18 protein-coding genes are annotated in these 24,849 nt (G+C 41.8%); 2 read left to right on the top strand and 16 right to left on the bottom strand.

From position 1 onward, the window contains the following. Positions 1-9: 9 nt before the first annotated feature. From HUZ36_RS04960 to HUZ36_RS04940, 5 genes are all read right to left on the bottom strand, one after another. Positions 10-660 carry a ChrR family anti-sigma-E factor gene (locus tag HUZ36_RS04960; protein ID WP_176032202.1) on the bottom strand — a complete coding sequence of 217 codons (651 nt, stop codon included), beginning with the start codon at positions 658-660 and terminating at the stop codon, positions 10-12. Further along, positions 657-1,277 carry a sigma-70 family RNA polymerase sigma factor gene (locus HUZ36_RS04955; protein ID WP_128732532.1) on the bottom strand — a complete coding sequence of 207 codons (621 nt, stop codon included), beginning with the start codon at positions 1,275-1,277 and terminating at the stop codon, positions 657-659. The genes HUZ36_RS04960 and HUZ36_RS04955 overlap by 4 nt, the downstream gene beginning before the upstream one ends. A 64-nt stretch (positions 1,278-1,341) precedes the next feature. Next, positions 1,342-1,914, bottom strand: a complete 573-nt coding sequence (locus tag HUZ36_RS04950; RefSeq protein ID WP_176032201.1) for an LON peptidase substrate-binding domain-containing protein — start codon at positions 1,912-1,914, stop codon at positions 1,342-1,344. Between the two features lie 87 nt (positions 1,915-2,001). After that, positions 2,002-2,319 carry an MGMT family protein gene (locus tag HUZ36_RS04945; RefSeq protein WP_176032200.1) on the bottom strand — a complete coding sequence of 106 codons (318 nt, stop codon included), beginning with the start codon at positions 2,317-2,319 and terminating at the stop codon, positions 2,002-2,004. Beyond that, positions 2,297-3,199 carry a LysR family transcriptional regulator gene (locus tag HUZ36_RS04940; RefSeq protein WP_128732529.1) on the bottom strand — a complete coding sequence of 301 codons (903 nt, stop codon included), beginning with the start codon at positions 3,197-3,199 and terminating at the stop codon, positions 2,297-2,299. Before HUZ36_RS04940 ends, HUZ36_RS04945 begins: the two co-directional genes overlap by 23 nt. Positions 3,200-3,299: 100 nt before the next feature. Between HUZ36_RS04940 and HUZ36_RS04935 the strand changes: the two genes are divergently transcribed. Together HUZ36_RS04935 and HUZ36_RS04930 are read left to right on the top strand one after the other, a co-directional pair. After that, complete coding sequence (locus tag HUZ36_RS04935) at positions 3,300-4,379, top strand: efflux RND transporter periplasmic adaptor subunit (protein WP_176032199.1); 1,080 nt, start codon at positions 3,300-3,302, stop codon at positions 4,377-4,379. A gap of 1 nt (position 4,380) precedes the next feature. Next, the gene (locus HUZ36_RS04930) at positions 4,381-7,449 is read left to right on the top strand and encodes an efflux RND transporter permease subunit (RefSeq protein WP_176032198.1); all 3,069 of its coding nucleotides are present in this window, start codon (positions 4,381-4,383) and stop codon (positions 7,447-7,449) included. 62 nt (positions 7,450-7,511) lie between these two features. Here the strand turns inward: HUZ36_RS04930 and rluF are convergent, their stop codons facing one another. The 11 genes from rluF to HUZ36_RS04875 form a co-directional block, all read right to left on the bottom strand. Further along, a complete protein-coding gene (gene rluF, locus HUZ36_RS04925; protein WP_176032197.1) occupies positions 7,512-8,507 on the bottom strand; it encodes a 23S rRNA pseudouridine(2604) synthase RluF in 996 nt (331 codons plus the stop codon). A gap of 67 nt (positions 8,508-8,574) precedes the next feature. Then, a complete protein-coding gene (locus HUZ36_RS04920; RefSeq protein WP_128732525.1) occupies positions 8,575-9,648 on the bottom strand; it encodes an ABC transporter substrate-binding protein in 1,074 nt (357 codons plus the stop codon). After that, entirely contained in the window at positions 9,641-10,738 is a 1,098-nt protein-coding gene (locus HUZ36_RS04915; protein WP_252095826.1) for a DUF418 domain-containing protein, read from the bottom strand. Before HUZ36_RS04915 ends, HUZ36_RS04920 begins: the two co-directional genes overlap by 8 nt. Next, complete coding sequence (locus HUZ36_RS04910) at positions 10,738-11,955, bottom strand: EAL and HDOD domain-containing protein (protein WP_176032196.1); 1,218 nt, start codon at positions 11,953-11,955, stop codon at positions 10,738-10,740. The genes HUZ36_RS04915 and HUZ36_RS04910 overlap by 1 nt, the downstream gene beginning before the upstream one ends. 763 nt (positions 11,956-12,718) lie before the next feature. Then, the gene (locus HUZ36_RS04905; protein ID WP_176032195.1) at positions 12,719-14,257 is read right to left on the bottom strand and encodes a glycogen synthase; all 1,539 of its coding nucleotides are present in this window, start codon (positions 14,255-14,257) and stop codon (positions 12,719-12,721) included. Positions 14,258-14,273: 16 nt separating this feature from the next. Continuing rightward, positions 14,274-15,548, bottom strand: a complete 1,275-nt coding sequence (glgC, locus tag HUZ36_RS04900; protein WP_128732475.1) for a glucose-1-phosphate adenylyltransferase — start codon at positions 15,546-15,548, stop codon at positions 14,274-14,276. 32 nt (positions 15,549-15,580) lie between these two features. Next, a complete protein-coding gene (locus HUZ36_RS04895) occupies positions 15,581-18,064 on the bottom strand; it encodes a glycogen/starch/alpha-glucan phosphorylase (RefSeq protein ID WP_176032194.1) in 2,484 nt (827 codons plus the stop codon). Position 18,065: 1 nt separating this feature from the next. Beyond that, positions 18,066-20,108: a glycogen debranching protein GlgX gene (gene glgX / locus HUZ36_RS04890; RefSeq protein WP_176032193.1), complete on the bottom strand. Its 2,043-nt coding sequence runs from the start codon at positions 20,106-20,108 to the stop codon at positions 18,066-18,068. Continuing rightward, a complete protein-coding gene (glgB, locus tag HUZ36_RS04885; RefSeq protein ID WP_176032192.1) occupies positions 20,102-22,339 on the bottom strand; it encodes a 1,4-alpha-glucan branching protein GlgB in 2,238 nt (745 codons plus the stop codon). The genes glgX and glgB overlap by 7 nt, the downstream gene beginning before the upstream one ends. After that, positions 22,340-24,319: a 4-alpha-glucanotransferase gene (gene malQ / locus HUZ36_RS04880; RefSeq protein ID WP_176032191.1), complete on the bottom strand. Its 1,980-nt coding sequence runs from the start codon at positions 24,317-24,319 to the stop codon at positions 22,340-22,342. Between the two features lie 8 nt (positions 24,320-24,327). Next, positions 24,328-24,627 carry an isoamylase early set domain-containing protein gene (locus HUZ36_RS04875; RefSeq protein WP_125253163.1) on the bottom strand — a complete coding sequence of 100 codons (300 nt, stop codon included), beginning with the start codon at positions 24,625-24,627 and terminating at the stop codon, positions 24,328-24,330. Positions 24,628-24,849 lie beyond the last annotated feature (222 nt).

Here is a 24,849-nt window from a genome sequence, read left to right as displayed (position 1 = left end):
AATTTTTCCTTAATAAATCAGATTACCAATTGGATTCAGCAACTTACTAAGCCCTTTATTGAAGTGTAGCGCACTGCTGACGACAGTAAAGCACAGACAACCTGATTTCGTACGGGGCGAGTGATTATGTTGGCCGTCTTGCCAAATAAAGTCTCCGGGCACGTATTCACCGGACTCATCAGAAAAATCACCGTCCAATAGCAAAGTGATCTCAAAACCGGTGTGAGTATGCTCAGGGATCTCACCTTCCGCTTCTATCTCTAGCAGGCTTGAACGCAACTCGCCATCTTCAAGCAACAAGCGAGAACGCGATACTTTCCCCACGCCAGAGAACTTTGTTCTATCAATATTGGCTATGGCTCGTGGTAGTTGCACATCACGTCCTTGATAGCTGAACCTCGGCTGAATGTAGTCGTGTACTTCGTCAACATCGTCAGTCAACGCAATCGATTCCATCAGCTGTATCATATCAGCGTCCAAAACAAGTGGCGCTACGTCACTGAATTGTTGACTTGCTTTGGCTTCCTCTAATGCTTGGGTTTTCTTTTGACAACAAGGACAAAGCTCTACGTGCGCAGCAATCGCGACGCTAATACTTGCGGGCAGACTGCCCTCAACAAATTGTTCTAGTAATGATTCATTAGGGTGATGCTTAATCATGCCTGATCTCCCAGCTCTGCGCGAAGCTTTTGTAGTGCTAGTCTTAAACGAGATTTCACCGTGCCAACCGGAATATTCAAATGTTCAGCCAGTTGCTCCTGTGACATTTCTTGAAAATAAACCCCTTTGACAATATCACGTTGGGCAGGTGGTAGCTTGTTAATGTATTTTTGTATTTGAGCAGTTTGAAGGTGGTCTTTGAAGCCTTCATCGTCTGTTTGAGAATCTTGTATTATCGGCCAGATGTCTTCGCTTATATGCTCTTCTTTGTTGCTCTTCATCTTGCGTAAAGCATCAAAAGACGCGTTTCTCATCACCGTATAAATCCATGTCGTCGCAGCTCCCTTATCGTGGTGATACAAATGGGCCTTTCGCCATACCGATGTCATGGTGTCTTGCACTAGCTCCATTGCTTGTGCTTCGTTACCAAATTGCTTCACTCCAAATCGTTTAATTTTAGGAGCAAAATATTCGAATAAATAAGCGAAGGCCTTTCGATCCCTGCTTGTCGCGACTTTGACTAGTGCGTCTGACAACGCTTGTGAAGGAGTATCTTGCACTGCTTTGCGAGTTCCTGATTTAACGTTGCAATCAATTGATTGCTGTTGGCCTATCATAGCTCACCTTCCTGATTATACTTACTACCGTGCTTTACGATTTGAAGCTGAGAATCGATCACTTTTATTTTTCATCTAACACAGTATGTAAGAATTCGGCTACCTGTTCAAATGTCTGGGCTTGCTTTATTTTTAATTTTTGTGCCATCGATATAGGCAAAATCTCCAACCACCTGTAAGCAACCCAGAGCGGCTCTGAAAAACGCTTGTCTTTGTATAAATCGTCCAGTACTGGATTGGCGATGAATACATTGCGAAGTTTCTCCTTGAGGGTGCTATCAATTAGTTTGAAAGCCGTGTCATTACACAGCCACGGAGGCCCTTCTATCTCGCTACATTCTCCATACCTAAGACCTTGGTGGTCAACCTCAACGTTACTGATCGAAACTCGTTTGATTGCCTCAACATCTATCAATAGTTGGCCATCTTCACCTTGAGAGAAATCCACTATTTTCACGTGAACCCCTTCATTTTGTATATCTTTAGGCGCCCCCTCCACGTCAGCGCACAACACAAAACCTTGATTGGTTTTGGCCGCTTCTTTCACCATATATAAGTAACGTTGCTCGAAAATCCGCAAGCGGGTAAAGCCACCCGGAAGCAAAAATATCGGCAATGGAAATAAAGCTAGTTTCATAATTCCCGTTCAAATACTCAAAAACTAACGATAATTACGGCTATGTTATTTATCTGGATCAGTTGAATATGAAGGGTTCTAAATTTGTTACTCCCAAAAACATTGCTTTGCAATGAGATTTGTGCCTGAAAAGGTCACACCCTCAGCTTCTAAGCGTTGTTTTTGTTCTTGAAATTTATCGCTATCTGATGCAAATGAAATGCGCCTTTGACTATTCACTACCCGATACCAAGGCAGAGTCGATTCTGGTGGTAAATGTTTAAGTAACTGCCCTACTTTACGGGCATGATTGGGAAAACCGGCTAAACGTGCGACTTGCCCGTAAGAGGCTACTTTTCCTCTTGGAATGGCACCTATCACGGTAAACATTCTTTCTGCTAGTTCATGTTGTTCGATGGTCTTCATATGCTTTATTCAACGCTTTTAGTTGATCCCAAAAATATCTAGCCACTGGCCCATGATGAGAAATATGTAGGCGAAAAGCATGGATCTCTGCTTCAAACTCGTCCTTTCGATCGTTAACACGTACACGCTGTAAAATACCAGAGTCAATTTCCTCACGGCAAAAGTTAAGGCCGATAAGCGCGTATCCCATGCCTTGTAAAAGGTATCTTTTTATCGCCAACGCATCGTCTAGTTTCATCACGTTTTTACTATTGCCATACGCCAGACGTTCGCTGTCAAAATTAAATTTACTCTCTTTCATCGCAAGAGACGGGTAATTAGCAAGCTCAGCAAAGCCCAACGATTGTGGCATGTAGCCATGTAATGAGACTAGACCGAGTTTAATTTTCCCTATCGGCATGGTTTCAAGATCGCCTGTTGAATGAAATAAATCAAACCAAGGGCCTATACCCAGATTTGCGGCTCCTTGAGTAACCTGCTCTAGCGCAAAAAAGCGCTTACCACTTGAAATGTTCATTTCAGTCGAGGGAAACTTCATAAATGCACGTCCTAGTACTTCATCAATTTGGTGTTGATAGACAATTGGCTCGTAGCAGATATTAAAGCTTGGCTCATTACCAGCCGCAAATTCATTCGCGAGTAATGAAAGATCTCTATGATGATTTAATAATTTTTCAGCCTCGAAGTAAAATCGGCGGCCTTGTTCTGTCAATATATTACGGTATTTCTCACGCTCAAACAGCGCAAATCCCATAGATTGTTCTAATCTTTTTATTGATTGCGAGACCGCTGGCTGCGTTTTATGAAGCTTATTTGCAGCTTCGGTAAGACTAGGTGCTTCAACAACAGTACAAAATACTGCTAAGTCTGAAATCTTCATAAATAAATCTTATGCAGTAGAGAATGTTTTATAATTTTTATTTTATAAGTAATTCTATTATTCTGCACGCATTATAATTAACGTTGTCATGGAGAACAAAATGTTAAGAGTGTTTTCTGGGCTTGTATTGGCTACTTTATTACTGGGCTGCCAAGAACAAGTTGAACAAACTCAAGTAGAAGCCCCAACAAGACCTGTAAAAATCCACACGGTCTCAGATCCAAATAGTAGTACACTACGCAGCTTTCCTGCCGAAGTGGTTGCAAACCAAGGCTCCTACCTCGCTTTTCGTGTCAATGGTGAACTCATTGAGTTTCCTGTTCTTGCCGGCCAAGACGTGCAAAAAGGCCAACTGTTGGCAAAGTTAGATCCTGAAGATTTCAATCTCCAATACGAGCAGCGCAAAGCCCAATTTGAACTAGCGAAAGCGCAACTCTCAAGAATAGAGCCACTCTACGAAAAAGGCATTGCGACTAAAGCTGAATTTGATAAAGCTCTAGCGGATAAACAAGTAGCAGAATCGGCATTTAAAATCGCTAAAACGAATTTGGAATACAGTGAACTACGAGCACCTTTTAGCGGTACAGTTGCAAAAGTATTTGTAAAAAATTACGAGAATGTCGTTGCAAAACAAAATATTCTTCGTTTAGAAACTCGCGATATGATGGACGTTGTTATTCAAGTGCCAGAGCGTATTGTTGCGCGCGTAGACAAAGATTCAGACTACAAGCCAACGGTTGTTTTTGATGGTTATACGAGTAAATCATACCCATTGACAATTAAGGAGTGGGATACACAAGCAGATCCTGCAACGCTTACTTATAAAGTTGTTTTTAGTTTGCCTATTCCAGAAGATTTTAACCTTTTTGCTGGCATGACAGGTCATGTTTATGTCGACCCAAGCAAGATAACAAACAAAGACAATACGGCAATCATTATCCCTAACCAAGCTGTTTTTTCCGATAAAGAGCAAAACCCGGATGAAAACAGTTATGTCTGGATTTACCACAACGACCGACAAACGGTAAGCAAACGCAAAGTTACTGTAGGTCAGCTCAATCACACTGGGATAGAGGTAACTTCTGGTCTTGAACCTGGTGAAAAGATCGTCGCAGCTGGCGTACATTATCTACAAGAAGGTGCGAAAGTGAGACCTTGGACGAAAGAAAGAGGCCTGTAATATGAGTTTAGCCAAATGGTCAATTGAAAATAAAGTTATCAGTTGGATGTTTGCCTTGCTCTTACTGATAGCAGGTGCAGTATCTTATCTCGGCTTGGGTCAACTTGAAGATCCTGAGTTTACGTTGAAAAAAGCCATGGTTGTGACGATGTACCCTGGTGCTTCACCTCAGCAAGTCGAAGAAGAAGTTACATTTCCAATTGAAAATGCAATCCAATCTTTGCCCTACGTCGACTATGTGACTTCCATCTCATCACCGGGTAAGTCCCAGATCACGGTTGAGATGAAGAGTAAATATCGAAAAAAAGATCTACAACAAATTTGGGATGAGCTAAGACGTAAAGTAAATGATCTAGCGCCCAAACTCCCTCCGGGAGTCATGACACCCAGCGTTATTGATGATTTCGCCGATGTATACGGAGAGCTATATGCCGTGACAGGCGAAGGTTACTCATACGACGAGCTAAAAGATTATGTGGACTTTTTGAAACGAGAGTTAGTTTTAGTCGATGGCGTAAGTAAAGTGACCGTGGCTGGTGAGCAGCAAGCCCAAGTCATTGTTGAAATATCAACGCAGAAACTATCCCAGCTTGGTATCCCAACAAGCCACATATTTTCTTTACTTCAAGCGCAAAATACCGTTTCAAACGCGGGTAAAATCAGAGTTGGAGATGAATCAATCCGACTCCACCCAACAGGAGAGTTTACAGATGTCTCTGAGCTTGAGGGATTACTCATTTCAAAGCCTGGTGCTAAAGAATTAATATATCTTGGGGATGTAGCAACCGTTACTCGTGAATATGCAGAAGTCCCCAACCACATCACTCGTTTTGCACAGCAGCGCGCTTTATTAGTGGGTGTTTCTTTCACGTCTGGCGTTAATGTGGTTGAAGTGGGTAAAGAGATCGGCCGACATTTAACCCAGCTTGAATATCAACGACCTTATGGTATTACCATCAATACGGTATACAACCAACCTACCGAAGTGGAGACCTCAGTTGATGGCTTTATCATCAGTCTGGTTGAAGCGGTTGCTATCGTTATTATTGTGCTACTTATTTTTATGGGCGTGAAAAGTGGCATATTGATAGGTGGTATCCTACTCATAACCGTGCTCGGTACATTTATTTTTATGAAGATGTTCGCCATTGACTTACAACGGATCTCGCTTGGTGCATTAATCATAGCGCTGGGAATGTTGGTAGATAACGCCATCGTTGTAACCGAAGGGATCTTGATAAATATAAAACGTGGACAATCAAAGCTCCAAGCTGCGGTTAATATTGTAGAGCAAACTAAGTGGCCGCTTCTTGGCGCAACTGTGATTGGCATTACCGCCTTTGCACCAATAGGATTGAGCTCAGATGCAAGTGGCGAATTTGCCGGTTCTTTATTCTGGGTGCTTTTAATATCACTATTACTAAGTTGGGTTACCGCTATCACGCTTACCCCATTTTTTGCTAATGCCATGTTTAAAGGGCCAAAAGCAAAAGAAAACAATGATGACACTGAAGATGATGACCCTTATAAAGGCGTAATCTTTACTGTATACAAGTCAATGCTGACGTTTTGCCTCAAGCACAGAGCGGTAACTATTATCTCAATGGTGTTATTACTTGTTGGTGCGGTCGTCGGTTTCAAATCAGTAAAACAATCATTCTTTCCCGCATCGAATACACCTATGTTTTACGTAGATTATTGGCACTATCAAGGTGCTGATATCCGTAGCACAGCGAAAAATGTCGAGAAAATAGAATCATTCTTACTTGCCGATCCACTTGTAAATGAGGTCACCACAACGATTGGCCAAGGTGCACCTAGATTTATGTTAACCTACTCACCAGAAAAGCAGTATGACGCTTACGGCCAGCTTATTGTCAGAGTAAAAGACAGAGATGCTGTTGTCAGTATGATTGCGAAGTTGCGTGAGTATGAAAATCAACACGAACTAGACGGTCAACTAAAAATTAAACGAATGGAAATAGGCCCATCTACTGATGCTAAAATTGAAGCTCGTTTTTCTGGCCCAGACCCTGTTGTCTTAAGGCAATTGGCGGAAGAAGCTAAAAATATAATTCGACGAGATGAGAAAGCATTTAACATTCGAGATAACTGGCGTCAGAGAACTAAGCTCATCCGCCCACAGTTTAACGAGCTTAAAGCAAGACGCTTGGGGATCAGCAAATCCGATTTAGATCAGTTATTACTTTCTTCAGTATCAGGTAGTAAAGTTGGTTTATATCGAGATGGCACTCAATTACTACCAATCATCGCTCGTTCGCCGGAAGAAGAGCGGCTAAATGTTGAAAACTTGGGCGACCTACAAATATTTAGCCCAGTTTTAAGTGTTTACGTTCCGGTTTCCCAGATCGTAGACGATTTCAGTGTTACATGGGAAGATAGCCTTATCATGCGCAGGGACAGAAAACGCACAATTACTGTTATGGCGGATCATGACGTTATTGGTGATGAAACTCCTGCAAAACTGTTTGCACGAGTCAAAAGCGATATTGAAGCTATCGAGCTTCCTCAAGGCTATGAGATGCAATGGGGTGGTGAATATGAGTCATCTAGTAAAGCGAAAACTGCAATTTTTGGCTCGCTACCAATTGGCTATCTTGCTATGTTCATGATCACTGTATTGCTATTTAATTCAGTGAAGAAACCTTTAGTGATATGGTCAACCGTGCCACTTGCCATTATAGGCGTAACTGCCGGACTTGTTTTATTGCAAGCCCCTTTTAGTTTCATGGCATTACTCGGGTTGTTGAGTTTATCAGGAATGCTCATCAAAAATGGGATTGTACTGATGGATCAAATTAATATTGAAATTGAATCTGGTAAGTCTCCATATCAAGCTGTTTTTGATTCTGGTGTGAGTCGTGTAAGACCGGTTTCAATGGCTGCTATTACGACCATCCTAGGCATGATCCCACTGCTATTTGATGTGTTCTTCCAATCGATGGCTGTTACCATAATGTTTGGTCTTGGATTTGCTACTATATTAACCTTGATTGTACTTCCTGTACTTCACTGTGTGTATTTTGGTATTAAGCAACCAGACGCTTAAAATAAAAAGCCCCTTGATAAACTGTCAAGGGGCTTTACGTTCAAATTGATTTCTTTGACACACTACTTTTTAGTTTTATTTAAAGACAGTGTACCCTTCACTCTGTTAGCGGGTTTACCACTGTTTTTCTGACCGGGTTTGCGTGTTTTACTACTTCTGCCTTTATCAAAAGGGTATTGTTTTCCCCGTGTTTTACTCTCTCTTTCTTTATTTTGGCCCGATTCACTCGTTTTGGTATTCCGGTTTTGAGGGCGCTTCTGCAACTTTACTTCGTTCGACTCATCATCGTTTCGTTTGAACTTATCGCTAACTTTTCCTGCACCCGCCCCCGCTGAGGCTTCTTGTGTTTTAACCGAAGATTCCGTAGCTCGATTAATTTCGCGCATTTCTTGCTCGCTGAGGTGACGCCATTGGCCGCTGGCAAGTCCGGTAAGGTCGATATTCATAATTCGAATACGTTTTAAACTCGTTACTTCAAAACCGAGGTATTCGCACATTCTTCTTATCTGACGATTTAGACCTTGAGTAAGTATGATAGTAAATGACTTTATGCCAGTTTTACGTACCTTACAGCGTTTAGTTACCGTGCCAAGGATCGGAATGCCCGATGACATACGCTTTACAAAACGCTCATCAATTGGTTTATCAACAACCACCTCATATTCTTTTTCATGGTTATTTCCAGCTCGGAGAATTTTGTTTACCATATCCCCTTGATTAGTAAGAAATATTAGCCCTTCTGACGGTCTATCTAAACGCCCAATAGGAAAGATCCTTTCTGGATAATTGATAGCGCTCACAATATTGCTTTTAATTTTTCGCTCAGTGGTACAGGTTACACCAACCGGTTTATTGTAAGCGATAAAGACCGATTTTGGCTTTGCTTTGAGTGGTTTATTATCAATAATAATGGTGTCAGCGTCTGACACTTTAGTGCCCATTTCTGGTAGCGTGCCATTTACTTTAACTCGGCCAGAAGCAATTAAGTCATCAGCTTCTCGACGGCTGCAAAATCCTGTTTCACTGATGTATTTATTGAGGCGCTTTTGTTCTGTCACAATAGGGAACCACATAGAGTAAAAACGATTATTGTAATCGCTTAATGGCCTTTACACTACCGGATTTCTAGTTTTGTCGGGTTTTTCTCAATAACTTTGGTGAAAATTGATACCGCGCGTCTGGTTTATCAATTAAGCTCATGGCTTTGTAGTCTATAGAATGCCAATTCTTTGCAGATTTAATCCAATGATAACTATCGAGATTTTCTTTTGTCAGCACCATCAGATCAAACGCTAACTCTGAATTATTTTGCCAGTAGGAATGGCCATTATGATGATCGTAAATCGAAACGAGTGCCCATGCCCCCATCATGAAATGTCCACCTACAGAAGCATGCAGATCATCATCTCTAATTAGTTCAAATGTATCATTTAACCAGTCAAACCCACCAAAAACTGCACGATTATTATTCTCTCCAGCAGCAGTAAGTGCGCCCATTGCCATTAAATCAGACGCGCACCAAATAAGGTTTGTTTTAGGATAACGAGATAACAACTTTTTTGTCTTTTCGAACGCTTGCTCTTTTGACCATCCAGCATATACCGTTTGCTGTAGCGCCACCCCAACCTCTGCAAAAAAACGACTTGCACCACCACTTCTAATGTCTGACTCCGTACCATAATGCCCATTGATTGCTACTGGATATATTTCTTTATGACCCTTTGATTTTGCTTGAAGATAAAGTTGTTTTGCTAGATCGTAGCCCGCCTTATCGTTGTCGTGATGCAGCTCACCTAACCAATATTTGTATATTTCTTTTGGGTTTCCAATCGCAAGCTTCTCTGGTCCCGATATTGTCTGTTCTAACGTAATATGGTTGATTTCATACTTTTCTAAAAGTCTAAGACTCTCCTCTGCACCACCGGGATAATTAATTAAAATAACATAGTCAGGTGTGGCACGATAATTCAAATATTTTGTCAATTCTGACAATTGGATTATTCTGTTTCCTTCGCCATAAATCACATTAAGGCGTATACCCAGTTGCTCGGCGGCAGCTTCTGTAGCGCCTTGTACACGATGCCAAAAAGGCTCACCGGGTAAAGAAGGATTAACAAACAGTACGTTAATAGAGTCAGCCGCACTTACCTTTACACTGCAAACCGAGAATGCCATAGCAACAAACAGTTTTTTAATCATGACCCCCCCTTCGTAGCGTTAACCACTTAAGTAGCTTTTCGAGCGGGCCTTGTTTGAAGACCTTAAAGTACAGATTCGCAATAACTAGCTGAAGTATAGTCGCAACCACAAAAGCAGCGAAGTAGTCCACTCGATCCCACTTACTAATCGCTTCAGGTTGAATGAAATGAAAATAGCTAACAAAGATAATTGATTGTGAGATATAAAGGGTGAGTGCCAATCGCCCCACAACTTGCATCGTATATAATTTATACCTACTTGCTCGCATTACTGATTTAATCACCACAATATAAAATAGAGCCACTGGTATAGCTAGTAACCAGTCAATCCCTTCAAAAAAAGCAATACCAACCTTTCGTTCAACGACAAATCCAACAAATGAAAGTACAATAGCTAGAACTGCATATAAATTAATTTTCTCTGTCGGTTCACGCGTATTTAACTCAAATAAGCCGTCTTTAAAAAGTAGCATACCGAGCAGCATTAAACCTGCGGTGTACCATAAAGTAATAACTGGAATAAGCAGACTAACAATAATGAAATAAAGACCATTGTTTACAACAAGCTGCCAATAAGTATTCGGCACTCGTTGTACAAGCTCGAGGTATTCTGGACTGCTACGGTTTATGCTCGCTTCAGGGTCAACAAGCAATAGTAAACTCAATAACAGTGCCGGCAATACGATAAACCCTGCCGTATAACGTATTAATTTTGCACGCTGAGCGTCTATAAATTTCAAAGCGACAAAACCACTTAGGGCATAATTAAAAAGAATATCGCCGGGCCATATCAACACACCATGCACCATGCCAAAAAGTAGCAGCCATTTGAGTCTTATTTTTGCTTGTTCTGATGAACTGGCATTAGCCACTTGGACGCACAGAGCTGCGCCGAACAACATTGCAAAAAGAGAGCGAAATCGACCGTCAAAAAAAATGCTATTCACCATAGCAAAAAAGGGGTCTAAATGATGAGCAGGACTTGCAGCTACATAACCCAGTTCAAAGTTGGCCATGTGCACTAGATTCATGGAAAGCAACCCGAGTAGCGCAAAGCCTCGAATTGCATCCATTACGATAATTCTTTTCATTAATACACGCGATTTTTATACATATCAGCCCAGTTTATCGCAGCAGCATGAAAATCAGGAAGGTTTTCATCTTTATAATTCAAATAACTACAAGCGTCCTGTAATGTCCACCAGCTGCCCGATTCATAGGCTTTCACAATATTTAAAATATAATAAAGCGTATTGGGCTTGCCAATCAGCGCATCATGAAGTTGCTCAGGAAAGGGCAATTTATTTACTACCTGCTCCATAGGTTTATCAAGTATTGCATCCAGTAACGAGAATAGACCGGTCATAAAACTCATATTTGCCAAGCCAGGAGAGATCTGTTGAGCAATAAGCTCGCAAAAACGCGAACGAACTATCGACAACCGAGTTAACTCCGTTGGCTTCCCCTCTGCCACATGGGCAGTCATGATTAAATTAACAAACTTTTTGACTCGTTCGTTACCCAAATAAACGAGCGCTTGCTTCAACGATTCAATCCGGCTCTTAATTGGAAATACTCCTGAGTTAATTAATCTCAGCAGTTTGTAGGCTAGTGCAGTATCTTGAGCAAATAACTCAGCCAACCTCGTTATACTCATATTTGACTTTAACGCTTCTTCGTAGATAAGCATCACAATGACATAATTAATTGAGATATCTTTATGCTCTATCATTTTAGGTTTAGCAAAAAAGTAACCTTGGAAGAACTGGAAGCCCATTTTTTTAGCTTGTTCAAACTCTTCTTCAGTTTCTACCTTTTCCGCCAGTAGCTTAATGTTTTTTCGAGCTTTGATCATATTAACAACCGGCTCGATAGAGTCGAGTGAGTTTTCCATGACATCAAATTTGATCAATCTAACCAGCTTCAGAAAAGGATCCCAATCTTTTGAATACTGAAAATCGTCCAACGCTAACCTAAAATTACTATGAAACAGCCCCCTAATACGTTCATAGTTCTGTTTTGTTGGAGGAATAGTCTCGAGCAACTCTAAAATGACATCATTGGCAGGCAGAAATTCACAAAGATCTTGGCGCAGCGAATCTGGACCAATATTAATTAGCGCTTTCTTCCCTGAAGTGAGATTTCGCATACCGAGGTTAAGTTGATTATTCATTATCAGCTTGGCTGTCGCTGCATCATCTGCAATATTGGGAAAGCTATTTTTTACACCATCGCGAAACAACAACTCGTATGCAACAACTTGTTTTTTACGATTAAATATGGCTTGGCGAGCCACAAAAACCTTCAAACAAAAACTCCTTTGTAGCCAAAGTGACCATTCGCACTTTTGGTTTACTATTTTTTAGATTTTAACCCTTTATGATGATAAAGAAAATCAAACTAAGCTATTAAGAATCAAAATAATAGCTTAAAAGATAATGCAATTTGGAAAAAAAGAAAGGCTGAAGCCAGCTTTTGCTGCCTTTTGCCTAGAAGGTTGATTAAGATTCGTGCTAATTTGCGATGAGTGAATCCAACTTTAAACAATAGAGTCCTTACTCGCAGCCAGCCTCGTCGCTAGCCAGGTTATATTTTTGGTAAACGTTCACTTATCTTCGAGTGTGCTCGCCAGTCTGCAAATGCGCAACGTAATTAATAGAATTGAGGGAAGGATTAGTTATACCAATTTGACTTAATACTTGCTCAATTTGAAGGAGTAAATCTGACGCTAACAGCTTTAAAAATTTCTCATTTAGAACAACTAAATAGCAAAATTTTTGCCTTGCCTATATGGATGTAGGTACCTTAGCGATAGCAGGACGCGTTAGCGGAGTTATCGACAAGATTTTCTCGCCTCAAAATAGACCACTTAATTAAGCAAATTGGTATTAATCACTTAAAATACCTAAGCTAAAAAAGTGTAACATCTGGCTAGCCTCTTGATACAAGGCGAATTTGTGTGTCAAAAGCGAGTCTGTTGCATACAAATTTAACACAGTAGTAAGGGATAACCGCTGCTAGAGAACCAGTTATTATCCCGAGTTTAGGTTAATTAATGCAGCTAGCGTCGTTTATCGATAAAGTTGCTCTGTGTATTTTTGGGCGACACTATACCAGTCAAACCGCTGTAGTTTAGCCTGCTGGCAAAGCGCTTGGTATTTGATTTGATTGTTACACAGATCGGCTAATGCAAGTTCAAAAATCGCGATAAGCTGTCGACCTTGCTCTGCAAGTGTATCACCTTCAAAGCAATATCCTGTTTCGTTATGCTTTACCGTATCAGCAAGCCCACCTACCTTGTGAACGATACAAGGCTGCCCAGCTCGCATCGCAAGCATTTGACTTATTCCACATGGTTCAAATGAGCTAGGCATTAAAAAGAGGTCGCCAAGTAAATAAAGTAACTCCCCCAACTCTTTGCCGTAACCATTTAAAAATAGTACGTTACCGTGCCTTGCCATTATTTCAGTGAACAATTGTTCTAAGGCAGGATCCCCAGAACCCACGATAATAATTCTAGCACCGCTTCGACCAGCCAACTCAGCAATATTATCCAAAACAATCCCAGCGTGAGTCGGCTGCCTTAAAATAAGCGCTTTTTGATCTGTGAGTCTACCGACACTTGTGATCACTTTTCCTTCAAATGGCTCGCCAAGCCAAGCTTGTATCCGCTGGTGAGCAATGTAAAACCGAGACAGTACCTGATTAGACTTTGCCATCCATTGAAATACGTGTGATTCAGCAAGTTTCAAGTAATCTATAAGATTGGTTTGGCAGTGTGTCTCTGCGTCTTCAGCATACACACACCCGTTCAAGATACCTGCCAACCGCCCTTCGTGACAAGCATGCTGCATATCTCCCTCCAAGCCCTCACCACCAAAAAAGCCTAGTTCACGGTGGCTTGGAAGCATCACTTCTTTTGCATAATTGGGAGAGACGACGTGGACTCTATCAGTGAGATTAATGGCCGCTCGCATCGGATTAAAGCAATGAGGATATTTTGGGTCGCAAATACTAAGGCCATCATAAGTCAGTGTTGGAAACCAAGACTCTAAGCTTGAAAAGTCATGATTGAAAGGTCGTATACCTTGAAGCGCGAGGTTGTGTACTGTGTATACCGTTTTTAGCTGCTTTAGGCGTTTAAATCTCGGACTAAATCGACGCAACACCGCAACCACAGCGGCATGCCAGTCATGTAGGTGCACAACATCTATGTCTGCAATTAATTCATGCTCTATAAGCTCAGCCACCGCCGCACTAAAAAATGCGAAACGGTTTGCATCAGTCGCAAATGGTTGATGAGTATCATTACAATAAATTGCTCCATGGTGCTCACTAAATAAAGAATGTGAGACCACATATTGAGTAACGCCGTCAGATTTTTCCACAGACCAAAGTGTTGCTGTCTCTAAATGTTGACGGAATGGCACTGCAATATCTGCTACAAAGTGTCGATTTAACGCAATTTGTCCGTAATCAGGCGTTACAACTGATACTTTAATACCAAGCTCCGCAAGTGCATAAGGAATATCACGGATAACATCAGCTACCCCGCCTACTTTACAATTTGGCAACCGATCATTCTCGGCTGCCACAAGAATTACATGCATAATACCTCTACATGGACTATTGATTATGTTTTTTTGGTAGCTCAGCCAACATGTCTCGGGTAACTAGCACTATCCCTTTATTCGACACTCTGAAGCCATTCGCTTTATCTTGCTCGTTATCATGACCTATAGTCATACCCTCTGGTATCTGGCAACTCCTATCTATAATGGCATTTTTAATACGACAATTCCGCCCTATTTTTACACCAGGCAACACAACTGCGCCTTCAATTTCGCAATAGGAATGTACATGCACATTTGAGAACAGTAGGGATTTTTTTACTTTAGAACCTGAAATGATACAACCACCAGAGACCGTTGAATCAACTGCCATACCACGTCTATCATCATCATCAAAAATGAATTTAGCTGGCGGTAGCTGTTCTTGATATGTCCAAATAGGCCATTGCGGATCGTACAAATCGAGCTGTGGCTCTGGTGAAACTAATTCCATATTCGCTTCCCAAAACGAATCTAGCGTACCTACATCGCGCCAATAAGGTTGGCCGCCGTATGACGGATCGCTAAAGGGATAAGCAAACACATTGTGCTCTTCTATAATAGCCGGAATAATATCATGGCCAAAGTCACGGCCTGATCCCTCACGTTCTGCATCTTTTTTTAATTGCTCAAATAAGAACTCAGTATTGAAAACATAATTTCCCATCGAGGCTAGACACACACCAGGCTTGCCCGGAATAGAGGTTGGGTCAACTGGTTTTTCATCGAAACGACGTACCCGATTACTCTCATCGACCGTCATTACACCAAACGTTTTTGCCGCTTCTTCACAAGGCACTTCAATACAACATACGGTCATATCAGCCCCTGTTTCTACGTGTTTTGCAAGCAGTCCACCGTAATCCATTCTATAGACATGATCACCGGATAAGATCATCACGTATTTGGGGAGCTCGTGACGAATAATATCCATATTTTGAAATACTGCGTCTGCGGTGCCGCAGTACCACTCATCACCATATCGTTGTGATGCCGGTAATATCTCTACAGATTCTCCCAGCTCTTTTTTAAAGTGACCCCATGCGCGATTAACATGACGGATAAGCGAGTGTGATTTATATTGCGTGGCAATCCCCACTCGTCTGATCCCTGAGTTAATACAGTTAGACAGTGGAAAATCAATAATTCGATGCTTACCGCCAAAGTATACTGCGGGTTTTGCTCTCCAAGTGGTGAGCTCATGAAGGCGCGAACCTCGTCCACCCGCAAGTATTAAAGCATATGTTTCTCGAGTGAGGGTACTAATATAACGATTCGCATAATTAGGCATTATTTGTTCTCTCCATAACTTTGTTGCGGTGACTACTGCATCGGACTCAATCGCCAAATATCATCGCTGTATTCTTGAATTGTTCTATCACTGGAAAATTTTCCACTCGCTGCTGTATTGAGAATACTCATACGCAGCCAATGTTCCTTGTCTTTATATGCTTGAGCCGCATGTTCTTGACTTTCAACATAAGAAGGAAAGTCTTGAGCGACTAACCATGGGTCGCAGCTACTTTTTATTGAGTTGATAATGTCATCGAAAATATTAGGCTCAAAAAGATTGAAATGGCCGCTTTCCAATAGTGTCATCACGCGGTTTAAATCTTGATTACTTTCTATGATTTTTAACGGTTGGTAATGTAGTCTGGCCTGCTGAGCTTCTTCTGCTGTCAAGCCAAATAAGTAAAAATTATCGGCACCGACACAGTCTCTAATTTCTATATTAGCGCCATCAAGAGTGCCAATTGTCACAGCACCATTCATCATAAATTTCATGTTTCCGGTGCCTGAAGCTTCCTTGCCTGCGGTTGATATCTGCTCCGATAAATCAGTTCCAGGACATATTACTTCCATCTTTGAAACGTTGTAATTTGGTAAAAATGCAACGCGAAGATAAGGCTTAGCTGCGGGATCATTATTAATAACGCTTGCAACATTATTGATGAGTTTAATGATCTTTTTAGCCATGTAATAACCTGGCGCTGCTTTACCGCCAAATAAAACACAACGGGGAACCAACCCAGAAACTTCCCCTCTGCAAACTCGATCGTATAGGTGGATCACATGAAGGATATTTAATAACTGACGTTTGTATTCGTGTATCCTTTTTACTTGGACATCAAACATCATGTCAGGATCAAACTCTACGCTACACTCTTGTTTTACCAGCTCAGTTAAGCGGCGCTTATTTTGCTGCTTCACCGCCAACCATTGTTGTTGGAAAGCGTGATTATCATAAAATCGACGCAGCTCGCTGATTTTTGAAAAGTCTGCTTGCCAGCCATCTCCGATTTTCTCTGAAATAAGCGCTGCAAGTTGTGGATTACAATGTGACAACCAACGTCTTGGTGTTACCCCATTCGTTTTGTTGTTGAACTTTTCTGGGCATAGTTGATAAAAGTCATTGAATAAGCCAGCTTTTAATAACTCGGTATGTAAAGCTGCAACTCCGTTTACCGAATAACTACCAACAATTGCAAGGTATGCCATACGAATTTGAGGGTGTTCTGACTCTTCGATGAGCGACAACGCGCGCTGCTTCTCTATATCTCCTGGCCACTTTAATGCGACTTCGGAGAGGAAACGAGCGTTTATCTCATAAATAATTTCTAATAGCCTAGGTAGTAAACGTTGAAAAAGACTGACCGACCAACGCTCCAAAGCCTCTGGCAGTAGAGTATGGTTGGTGTAGGCCATCGTTGAGGTCGTTATTTTCCATGCTTCATCCCACTCCAGCTCATAGTCATCCAGCAAAATACGCATCAGTTCAGCAACGGCGACGCTAGGATGTGTGTCATTAAGTTGGAACACATGAAAGTCAGCAAAGTCCTTAAAATCATCTCCATATTGTTCAACCCATGTAGCAATAACATCTTGTAAACTTGCGCTGGATAAAAAGTATTGCTGCCTTAGTCTAAGCTCTTTACCGTTTTCACTGGCGTCATTAGGGTAAAGCACCATAGTGATCTGTTCAGCTTGGTTTTTTTTAGCAACCGCTTCTGAATAACTCCCGGCATTAAACTCGGTTAAATCAAACTCATCCGTCGCTTCAGACTTCCAAAGCCGTAAGGTATTTACAACACCATTTCGATACCCAGGCACAGGTACGTCGTACGGAACGGCCAAGACATCTTGCGTATCAAGCCATTCGTGGTGTTGCCTACCCTGCTTATCAGTATGTACCTCAACATGTCCAAAAAACTTCACTCGCCTTGCTTGCTCAGGCGCTGCCAGCTCCCATGGATGACCTTCTCGGAGCCAGTTATCAGGCTGTTCAACCTGATGACCTTGCTCACAGGTTTGATTAAACATACCAAACTCATAGCGTAAACCGTAACCAATAACAGGAAGCGCAAGTGAGGCACAACTATCTAAAAAACACGCTGCTAAACGTCCTAAGCCACCATTACCTAAGCCTGCATCATGCTCTGCCTCTGCTACTTCTTCAAGTTCAGTGCAGTACTCTTGTAGCGCCGACTGCACTTGTTCATGAAGGTCAAGATTAATCACTGCATTTGACAACGCTCGGCCCATCAAAAACTCTAAAGAGAGATAGGCAGCTTTTCGAGTTTTCTGACTTTTAATGTGTTCTTTGGTCGCTCGGCAACGAGCAACTAATCGGTCGCGGATCGTCAGTGCCAAAGCGTGATACAGGTACAAACGGGATTCCCCGACTTTGTCACGCCCCAAGGTATAATAAAAATGACGCGTTAAATCGTCGGTTAAGGTGTCTTCATCTATCTTTGGTGCATCTTGCCAATGTTTCACAACGCAAACTGGTGCACTTTTATTAGCCATGCTATTCATCCCCTTTGATTGATGTAAATATCCATGCTGACTTAGCCGGAACCTGTAAATATGAGTCAATATCTGTTTTGTGTACCTCGACAGCCGTTGTGATCGCTAGTTTCCAATTAGAGGAAAAAGCACTTTGTGGCAATTTGATATTTATTGTGTTGTCACTTGCGTTCAAAATAATCAGTAAACTTTGGCCTAATTGCTGATCTGTAATGGTGTAACTTAGCCATTTTCGACTCGGCTCACGCCACTGCTCTGGGGAAAGCGGTTTGGCTTCTTCATTAAACCAATTAACCGCAAACCGGCTGTCGCTGTTATGCACATAAAACAAGTAAGAAAAGGCCGCAAACTGTTTGCGTATTGCCAATAAATCTTGAATGAAGAAAGTAAGCGGATGATGCTGTTGATGATTTTTCCATGCTAACCAACTCGTACAATTGTCTTGGCAATAAGCATTATTATTACCATTTTGCGAGTGTGCCATTTCGGTGCCAGCACAAATCATCGGAACGCCTTTAGATAAAAACAATGTTAGAAGCGCATTTTTTTGCATACAAAGTCTAAGTTCATTAACTTTAGGATCTGCACTGAACCCCTCAACACCACAGTTAAATGAATAGTTTTCACTATGGCCATCTAGATTAGCTTCACCATTGGCTTCGTTATGTTTTTGTTCGTAGGCCGTCCAGTCAAACAGTGAAAAGCCGTCATGACTGGTAATAAAATTAATAGAGTTCAACGGTCCCCGTAGATTATGTTCAAATACATCACTTGAACCGTGGATCCGCATTGCCAGCTCAGGAAGCACTCCCTCATCCCCACGCCAGAAGCGCCTGACAGTATCTCTAAATTTATCATTCCACTCTCGCCAAGGTGCTGGAAATTGCCCTAGTTGGTAACCCCCAGGTCCAATATCCCATGGCTCTGCAATTAATTTCACCTTACTCAGAATAGGATCTTGATTAAGCGCTTGCAAAAAAGCATGCTGATTAGAAAAGCCAGAGGTTTGACGCGCTAGGATCGTCGCCAAATCAAATCTAAAACCATCTACTCCCATATATTCAACCCAATATCGCAAGCTGTCTAATACCAGTTTCAATACGACGGGGTTTGAAATATTAAGGGTATTTCCACATCCAGTGTCATTTATATAAACATTTGGTTTATTTGGTAAGGTGCTGTAATAGGTGAGATTATCAAACCCTTTAAAGCTAATCGTAGGTCCATCTATGCCGCCTTCGGCTGTGTGATTAAAGACCACATCTAAAATCACCTCTATTCCAGCCTGATGCAGTCGCTCGACCATTAACTTAAATTCATTAATATCATCACTGACGAGGTAACTTTTGTGTGGAGTAAAAAAGCTAAGCGTATTGTAACCCCAGTAATTTTTTAATCCCTTAGTAGTCAAAAACTGTTCGTTAATAAAGGCATGCACTGGCAAGAGCTGCACAGCTGTCACACCAATATGCTTCAGATGATCAATAAATACAGGTTCGGCAAGGCCCAGATATTTACCTTGCAGCTTAGCAGGTACCTCAGGATGGCGTACCGTGGCTCCTTTTACATGACACTCATATATTACGGTTTTACTCCAAGGTGTGTTTGGGCGCACCCCTACATACTTTTCGGTCGCTACGACTTTGCTTTTTGGCATGTCACATCCGTTGTCTGATGGATTCAAATGCCCCACAGGCAGGTGGCAAAAATGTCGCTCACTCCATGTAAACTCACCAAAAAAATCTTTGCAATATGGGTCTAGTAAAAGTTTATTGACGTTGAATAATAAACCTTTCTCTGCACGATAATCGCCATCAACCCGGTATCCATATAAATCACCTGCTTTTGCCCCTTCGATAAATAGCGACCAATTTCCCCCTTCGTGGCGAAACATGGGCAAACGATTGACTTCACTATGCCCGCTTTTATCAAACAAACACAATGTCACTTTTGCCGCTTTTGGCGCATAAACACAAAAGTTAACGCCTTTGCCCGTAACAGTTGCGCCAAGCGTATAAGGGTGGCCACGATAGCTTATTAGCATGTGCCACCAGAGATCAGCTGTAAATAAATAGTCGCCAGCGGCGGGATGGTTATATCAATACTTTGACTAAGTCCGTGGCTTTCAATCTCTTTCGACTCTATCAATTGTTGCTTATGTGCAACAATACCAACGCCACTGCCCCAAAATTCCGTGTCATCAGTGTTTAAAATCACTTGATAAACGCCAGAAGCCGGCACGCCTAAACGGAAATGGAAATGTGTCTGGGGGGTGAAATTTGCCACTACGACAAGTGGGGTCAAGCCATCGTTTCCATAACGGATAAAACTAAAGATACTTTGTTCAGCATTTCCACCATCTATCCAATTGAATCCAGTGGACTTAGTATCACACTCGAACAATTGAGGCGTTGCCTTGTAGGTTTCATTTAGGGATTTGATACATTTATAGACACCACGATGCGCTTCACTCTCTAACAAATGCCAATCTAATTGCTGGTTGTGGTTCCACTCCTCGCGCGGTGCCAACTCAGACCCCATAAATAGCAGCTTTTTGCCAGGGTGTGCGAACATAAACCCATAATAAGCCCTTAAGTTAGCAAATTGCTGCCAATCATCCCCTGGCATTTTGCTCAATAACGCACCTTTCCCGTGAACGACTTCGTCGTGGCTTAATGGTAAAATATAATTTTCAGAGTAAGCATAGACCATGGAAAAGGTCATTTCATGATGGTGGTATTTGCGGTGAATAGGGTCTTTTGACATATAATTCAGGGTGTCGTTCATCCACCCCATATTCCATTTATAGCCAAAACCCAATCCATCATGTTCGACACTACGCGTTACCCCAGGCCAAGCTGTAGATTCCTCAGCTACCATCATGATCCCATCATTTTCACCGTAACATTGAGTGTTTACTGACTTTAAACATTCAATCGCACCCAAGTTTTCACGTCCACCATATTGGTTAGGGATCCACTCGCCTTGCTTTCTGCTGTAATCCAAGTACAACATCGATGCCACGGCATCGACACGCAAACCATCAATGCCGTATTCCTTGATCCAGTACATCGCGTTAGATAATAAGAAGCTTTTTACTTCTGCGCGGTCATAATTAAAAATGTATGTGTTCCAATCAGGGTGGAATCCCTGTCTTTTGTCAGCATGTTCATACAAGTGCGTGCCATCAAATTTATGCAAGCCGTGAGGGTCGGAAGGAAAATGTCCAGGAACCCAATCTATTAACAACCCCAACTTAGCTTGATGACAACATTCAACAAAGTATGCAAAATCTTCTACTCCTCCAAACCGACTGGTGGGTGAGAACAAGCCAACAGGTTGATAACCCCAAGAGCCATCAAAAGGATATTCGCTGATTGGCATCAATTGCAGATGTGTGAATCCCAAAGACTTCACATAAGGGATTAAGTCATCTCCAAGTTCACGGTACGTTAAATAGCGATTACCTTCTTGTTCTCGGCGCTTCCAAGACCCAAGATGTACCTCGTATATACTAATTGGTGCATCAATCCTATTGCGAGATGCTTTTTCTATTTGCTCAGGTTGAGTCACCACTGCTGTTGGCTTTGATTGCGTAATACTTGCAGTCCCTGGCGCTTGCTCCATTTTGAATGCAAATGGATCTGCCTTTTCAATTCGCTCTCCATCAAATGTTGTAATAGCAAACTTATAGCAACGGTCGACATTCAGCTCAGGTATAAAAAGTTCCCATACGCCACTGGCAGGGTGCAATCTCATTGGATGTTGAGTGTTGTTCCAATGGTTAAAGTCACCGATCACCGAAACAGATAATGCGTTTGGTGCCCAAACGCTAAAGCGAAACCCTTCAACACCATCCACTGTAAGTTGATGTGCGCCGAGGTGCAGATAGGCTTGCGCCTGTGTACCTTCATTAAATAAATACAAAGCTTCATCTGATAAGGTGCTCGCAAACGAATATACATCTCTACCGGTTACTGTCTGATTTGGATAAACAACTTCTAACTGATATTCTTGATTGGCAAAATTTTTGTCTAAAACCGATGAAAATAGAGCGCTTTGACGAAATTGCGTTAGCGGATACCTACTATGTTTTGTAAGTACAAATACCTCTTGCGCCCCTGGAATGTAGCATCGTACCACCGACTGATTATCATTAAATTGATGTAGCCCTAAAAAAGCAAACGGATCACGACACTTACCTGCCGCCAGCGCGGTAACTTGGCAATCATAATGAGGCATTTGAGCGTCTTCTAAATTTGGTCTTGTATTCATCTATAAATTCCTGCTTGTGACAGCGTCGCGGATCAGCATTTGGGATTTTGCGATAATCTCTGTTGATGTTTGCGTTAACTGCCGCCTCCAGTTTGGATATTCCTTATCGGTACCGGGGATATTTACTGGTAGCCGCTGACAGTCGAGATCATCCAATTGTAGCGTCAGCATTTTTGCCGGTGACTGAGCTAGCACCTTTATTAACGCCGGATAAACTAAAGCAGCCTCGCTTTTTAGGTCTATACCTCGCACACCATGAAGACTCAACCAACGACAAAGCTTGTCTCGCTCCGTCTCCCTTTGTGCATTTGCAACTGAGGTTTGCCGCTCATCGAGTAGCTGATATTGCTTTTTGAGCCGCAAATCATCGTGCTCCCACCAGCCAAAAAAAGGTGGTACGTCATGATTAGCAACCATTAACAAAGCATTTTTTTTATAATGTTCAACGGCAAGAAACTGATCATCATGATCTTTTTCAAAATAAAATAGAATATTGCTGTATATGTGGGACTCTGCCATTGCTAACTTAATTTCCGTTGGCACCACTCCCAAATCTTCTCCGATCACCATGACTTTGTGTAGCGCCGACTCTATCTTCAATATTGCGAGTAAGTATTCAAAAGGATAATAAACGTAACAGCCACTCTGAGACTCCCCACTTACAAAGCACCACCATAAGCGTCTTAACCCCATCACATGATCAATCCGTAGCCCCCCGACTCCGCTGATATTTGCTCTAATCAGCTGTTTAAAAAACTCGAACCGTTCAGCTTTTAACTTGACAGGGTTAAGCGCTGGCAGTCCCCAATTTTGTCCCTGCTCAGCCCATGGATCTGGCGGCGCTCCAACTCTCGCATGTTCGGCATAGAGTGACCGATTACTCTCATATTCACTCGAGCCGTCAGCACAACCAACGGCTAAATCATTAATAAGCCCTATTGCCATACCGTGTTCTAGTGCCACTAGCTGACAATGTGCCAACTGCTCAAACGCTACCCACTGTAAAAACCTGGCGAACTCATCGTCAGTAAACCCACTCAACTCTTCTTTTTTGCGCTGACAAAACTGTTTAAAATCAGCATCCCAGTCATTGCGTTGATTTTGTAAGTACTGCCATAAGCTATGCAGCTTAGCTAATTTGTCGTTCATACAACGAGACATATCAAGGTAACTGTGATTACGGTCACTTTTATCGATATTACTTTGCTTAAAAAACACGTTTTTATCTACATTGAATCGCTCACATAACAGCTCAATAGATATATAAAAAGGGTGAAGTAAGCGCCTATCATTTGGGCTATATGGGCTTGCCTTTTCTGGTTGTTCAACAAACAGTAGGTGGAGTGGGTTCAATAAAATGTAATCAACTCCCTCGCCAGCTGCCAAAACAATCAGCTCTTTCAACTCAAAAAAATCAGCGCTTAGTTTTGAGTTTTCAGGTTTAAGCGAATAAAGTTGTACAGAGATCCCAAGTAACTTTTTATTATCCGAGATGGGATCGTAGCAATGCTCGGGAGTAACCCAAAGCTCAGTTTCGTAGCATTGTCCATTTATAGTTACTTTGGCTTGATGATAACCAACAACAACTGGAGCAATGGCGACTGACAATGCTACATAACGCGTTCCTTGATAAACGTAGTCACCCACTTCTGACAGGTTGTTGCATTCACAAACAAAATGATAATTTAATGCAGGAATAGAGATAGTAAGCTCAGATAAGCTACTACACGCTTCAAGTCTCAACGTTAACTTAGGCTGGGCTTCTTTTGTTAACGTAATAGCTTCGATAGGTGTTAGCCATTTTGCAATATCCAAAGTAAAATTAAGTGCATTTACTTCATCAATATCATCTGTATTTACACCACATTCTTTGAGGGCTGACAAGCGAGTCTGGTGATCAAAGATAACATGATCACCTGTATATTTATGATATTCATAACCAATACCATATAAATATAAAAGCTGAGCAATATGGTCCATTTATTGTCTTAAGCCCTGCAAGTGGATACAACGCTGTTGTCTTCCCCAAATCCATTTGGCACGTAATCATCCGCTTGATGATCGTTATCCCAGACCTCGCCATCAATCAAATATCTAAAATGGTAATCTTTGTCGGTTGGTAAACGGTGTTTAAGTTTAAAAGCACACTCTTTTTTAACAAACTTCATTGGCTCAGGTTGCCAGCCATTAAAATCCCCGACCAGCGCTACCGTTTTAGCTTGTGGGTGTGAAAATGAAAATGTAACTTCTGCTTCGTCTTTTGTTTTAAAAAACCGTTTGGTGAGCATATAACCCCCATTTACCTTGTGTGAGTCCATATTTCACAGTGACGTACGCTAATACTGCAAACGACTGGTAACTGTGTACGATTTATTTTGGGTATTTTTTAAGAACCCAGCTATTTGACACTGTACTAACACAGCACCATCAAGCCTGCTCTATCAATCACGAACCTCAAGTACAGCAAACAAATATTGAGTTTGTATGACAGTACTAATTTGGTGCGCTTT

This window comes from Pseudoalteromonas sp. McH1-7 (assembly GCF_013366255.1).
In the GTDB taxonomy this organism is placed as follows: domain Bacteria; phylum Pseudomonadota; class Gammaproteobacteria; order Enterobacterales; family Alteromonadaceae; genus Pseudoalteromonas; species Pseudoalteromonas peptidolytica.
This window is presented reverse-complemented; position numbering and strand designations above follow the sequence as displayed.

Coding starts and splice junctions, on each gene's coding strand:
- HUZ36_RS04955 (WP_128732532.1), bottom strand. CDS start 1,277: ATGATAGGCCAACAGCAATCAATTGATTGCAACGTTAAATCAGGAACT.
- glgX (WP_176032193.1), bottom strand. CDS start 20,108: ATGCTAATAAGCTATCGTGGCCACCCTTATACGCTTGGCGCAACTGTT.
- HUZ36_RS04945 (WP_176032200.1), bottom strand. CDS start 2,319: ATGAAGACCATCGAACAACATGAACTAGCAGAAAGAATGTTTACCGTG.
- HUZ36_RS04940 (WP_128732529.1), bottom strand. CDS start 3,199: ATGAAGATTTCAGACTTAGCAGTATTTTGTACTGTTGTTGAAGCACCT.
- glgC (WP_128732475.1), bottom strand. CDS start 15,548: ATGCCTAATTATGCGAATCGTTATATTAGTACCCTCACTCGAGAAACA.
- HUZ36_RS04930 (WP_176032198.1), top strand. CDS start 4,381: ATGAGTTTAGCCAAATGGTCAATTGAAAATAAAGTTATCAGTTGGATG.
- HUZ36_RS04960 (WP_176032202.1), bottom strand. CDS start 660: ATGATTAAGCATCACCCTAATGAATCATTACTAGAACAATTTGTTGAG.
- HUZ36_RS04895 (WP_176032194.1), bottom strand. CDS start 18,064: ATGGCTAATAAAAGTGCACCAGTTTGCGTTGTGAAACATTGGCAAGAT.
- HUZ36_RS04905 (WP_176032195.1), bottom strand. CDS start 14,257: ATGCATGTAATTCTTGTGGCAGCCGAGAATGATCGGTTGCCAAATTGT.
- glgB (WP_176032192.1), bottom strand. CDS start 22,339: ATGAATACAAGACCAAATTTAGAAGACGCTCAAATGCCTCATTATGAT.
- HUZ36_RS04920 (WP_128732525.1), bottom strand. CDS start 9,648: ATGATTAAAAAACTGTTTGTTGCTATGGCATTCTCGGTTTGCAGTGTA.
- HUZ36_RS04950 (WP_176032201.1), bottom strand. CDS start 1,914: ATGAAACTAGCTTTATTTCCATTGCCGATATTTTTGCTTCCGGGTGGC.
- HUZ36_RS04875 (WP_125253163.1), bottom strand. CDS start 24,627: ATGCTCACCAAACGGTTTTTTAAAACAAAAGACGAAGCAGAAGTTACA.
- HUZ36_RS04915 (WP_252095826.1), bottom strand. CDS start 10,738: ATGAAAAGAATTATCGTAATGGATGCAATTCGAGGCTTTGCGCTACTC.
- malQ (WP_176032191.1), bottom strand. CDS start 24,319: ATGGACCATATTGCTCAGCTTTTATATTTATATGGTATTGGTTATGAA.
- HUZ36_RS04935 (WP_176032199.1), top strand. CDS start 3,300: ATGTTAAGAGTGTTTTCTGGGCTTGTATTGGCTACTTTATTACTGGGC.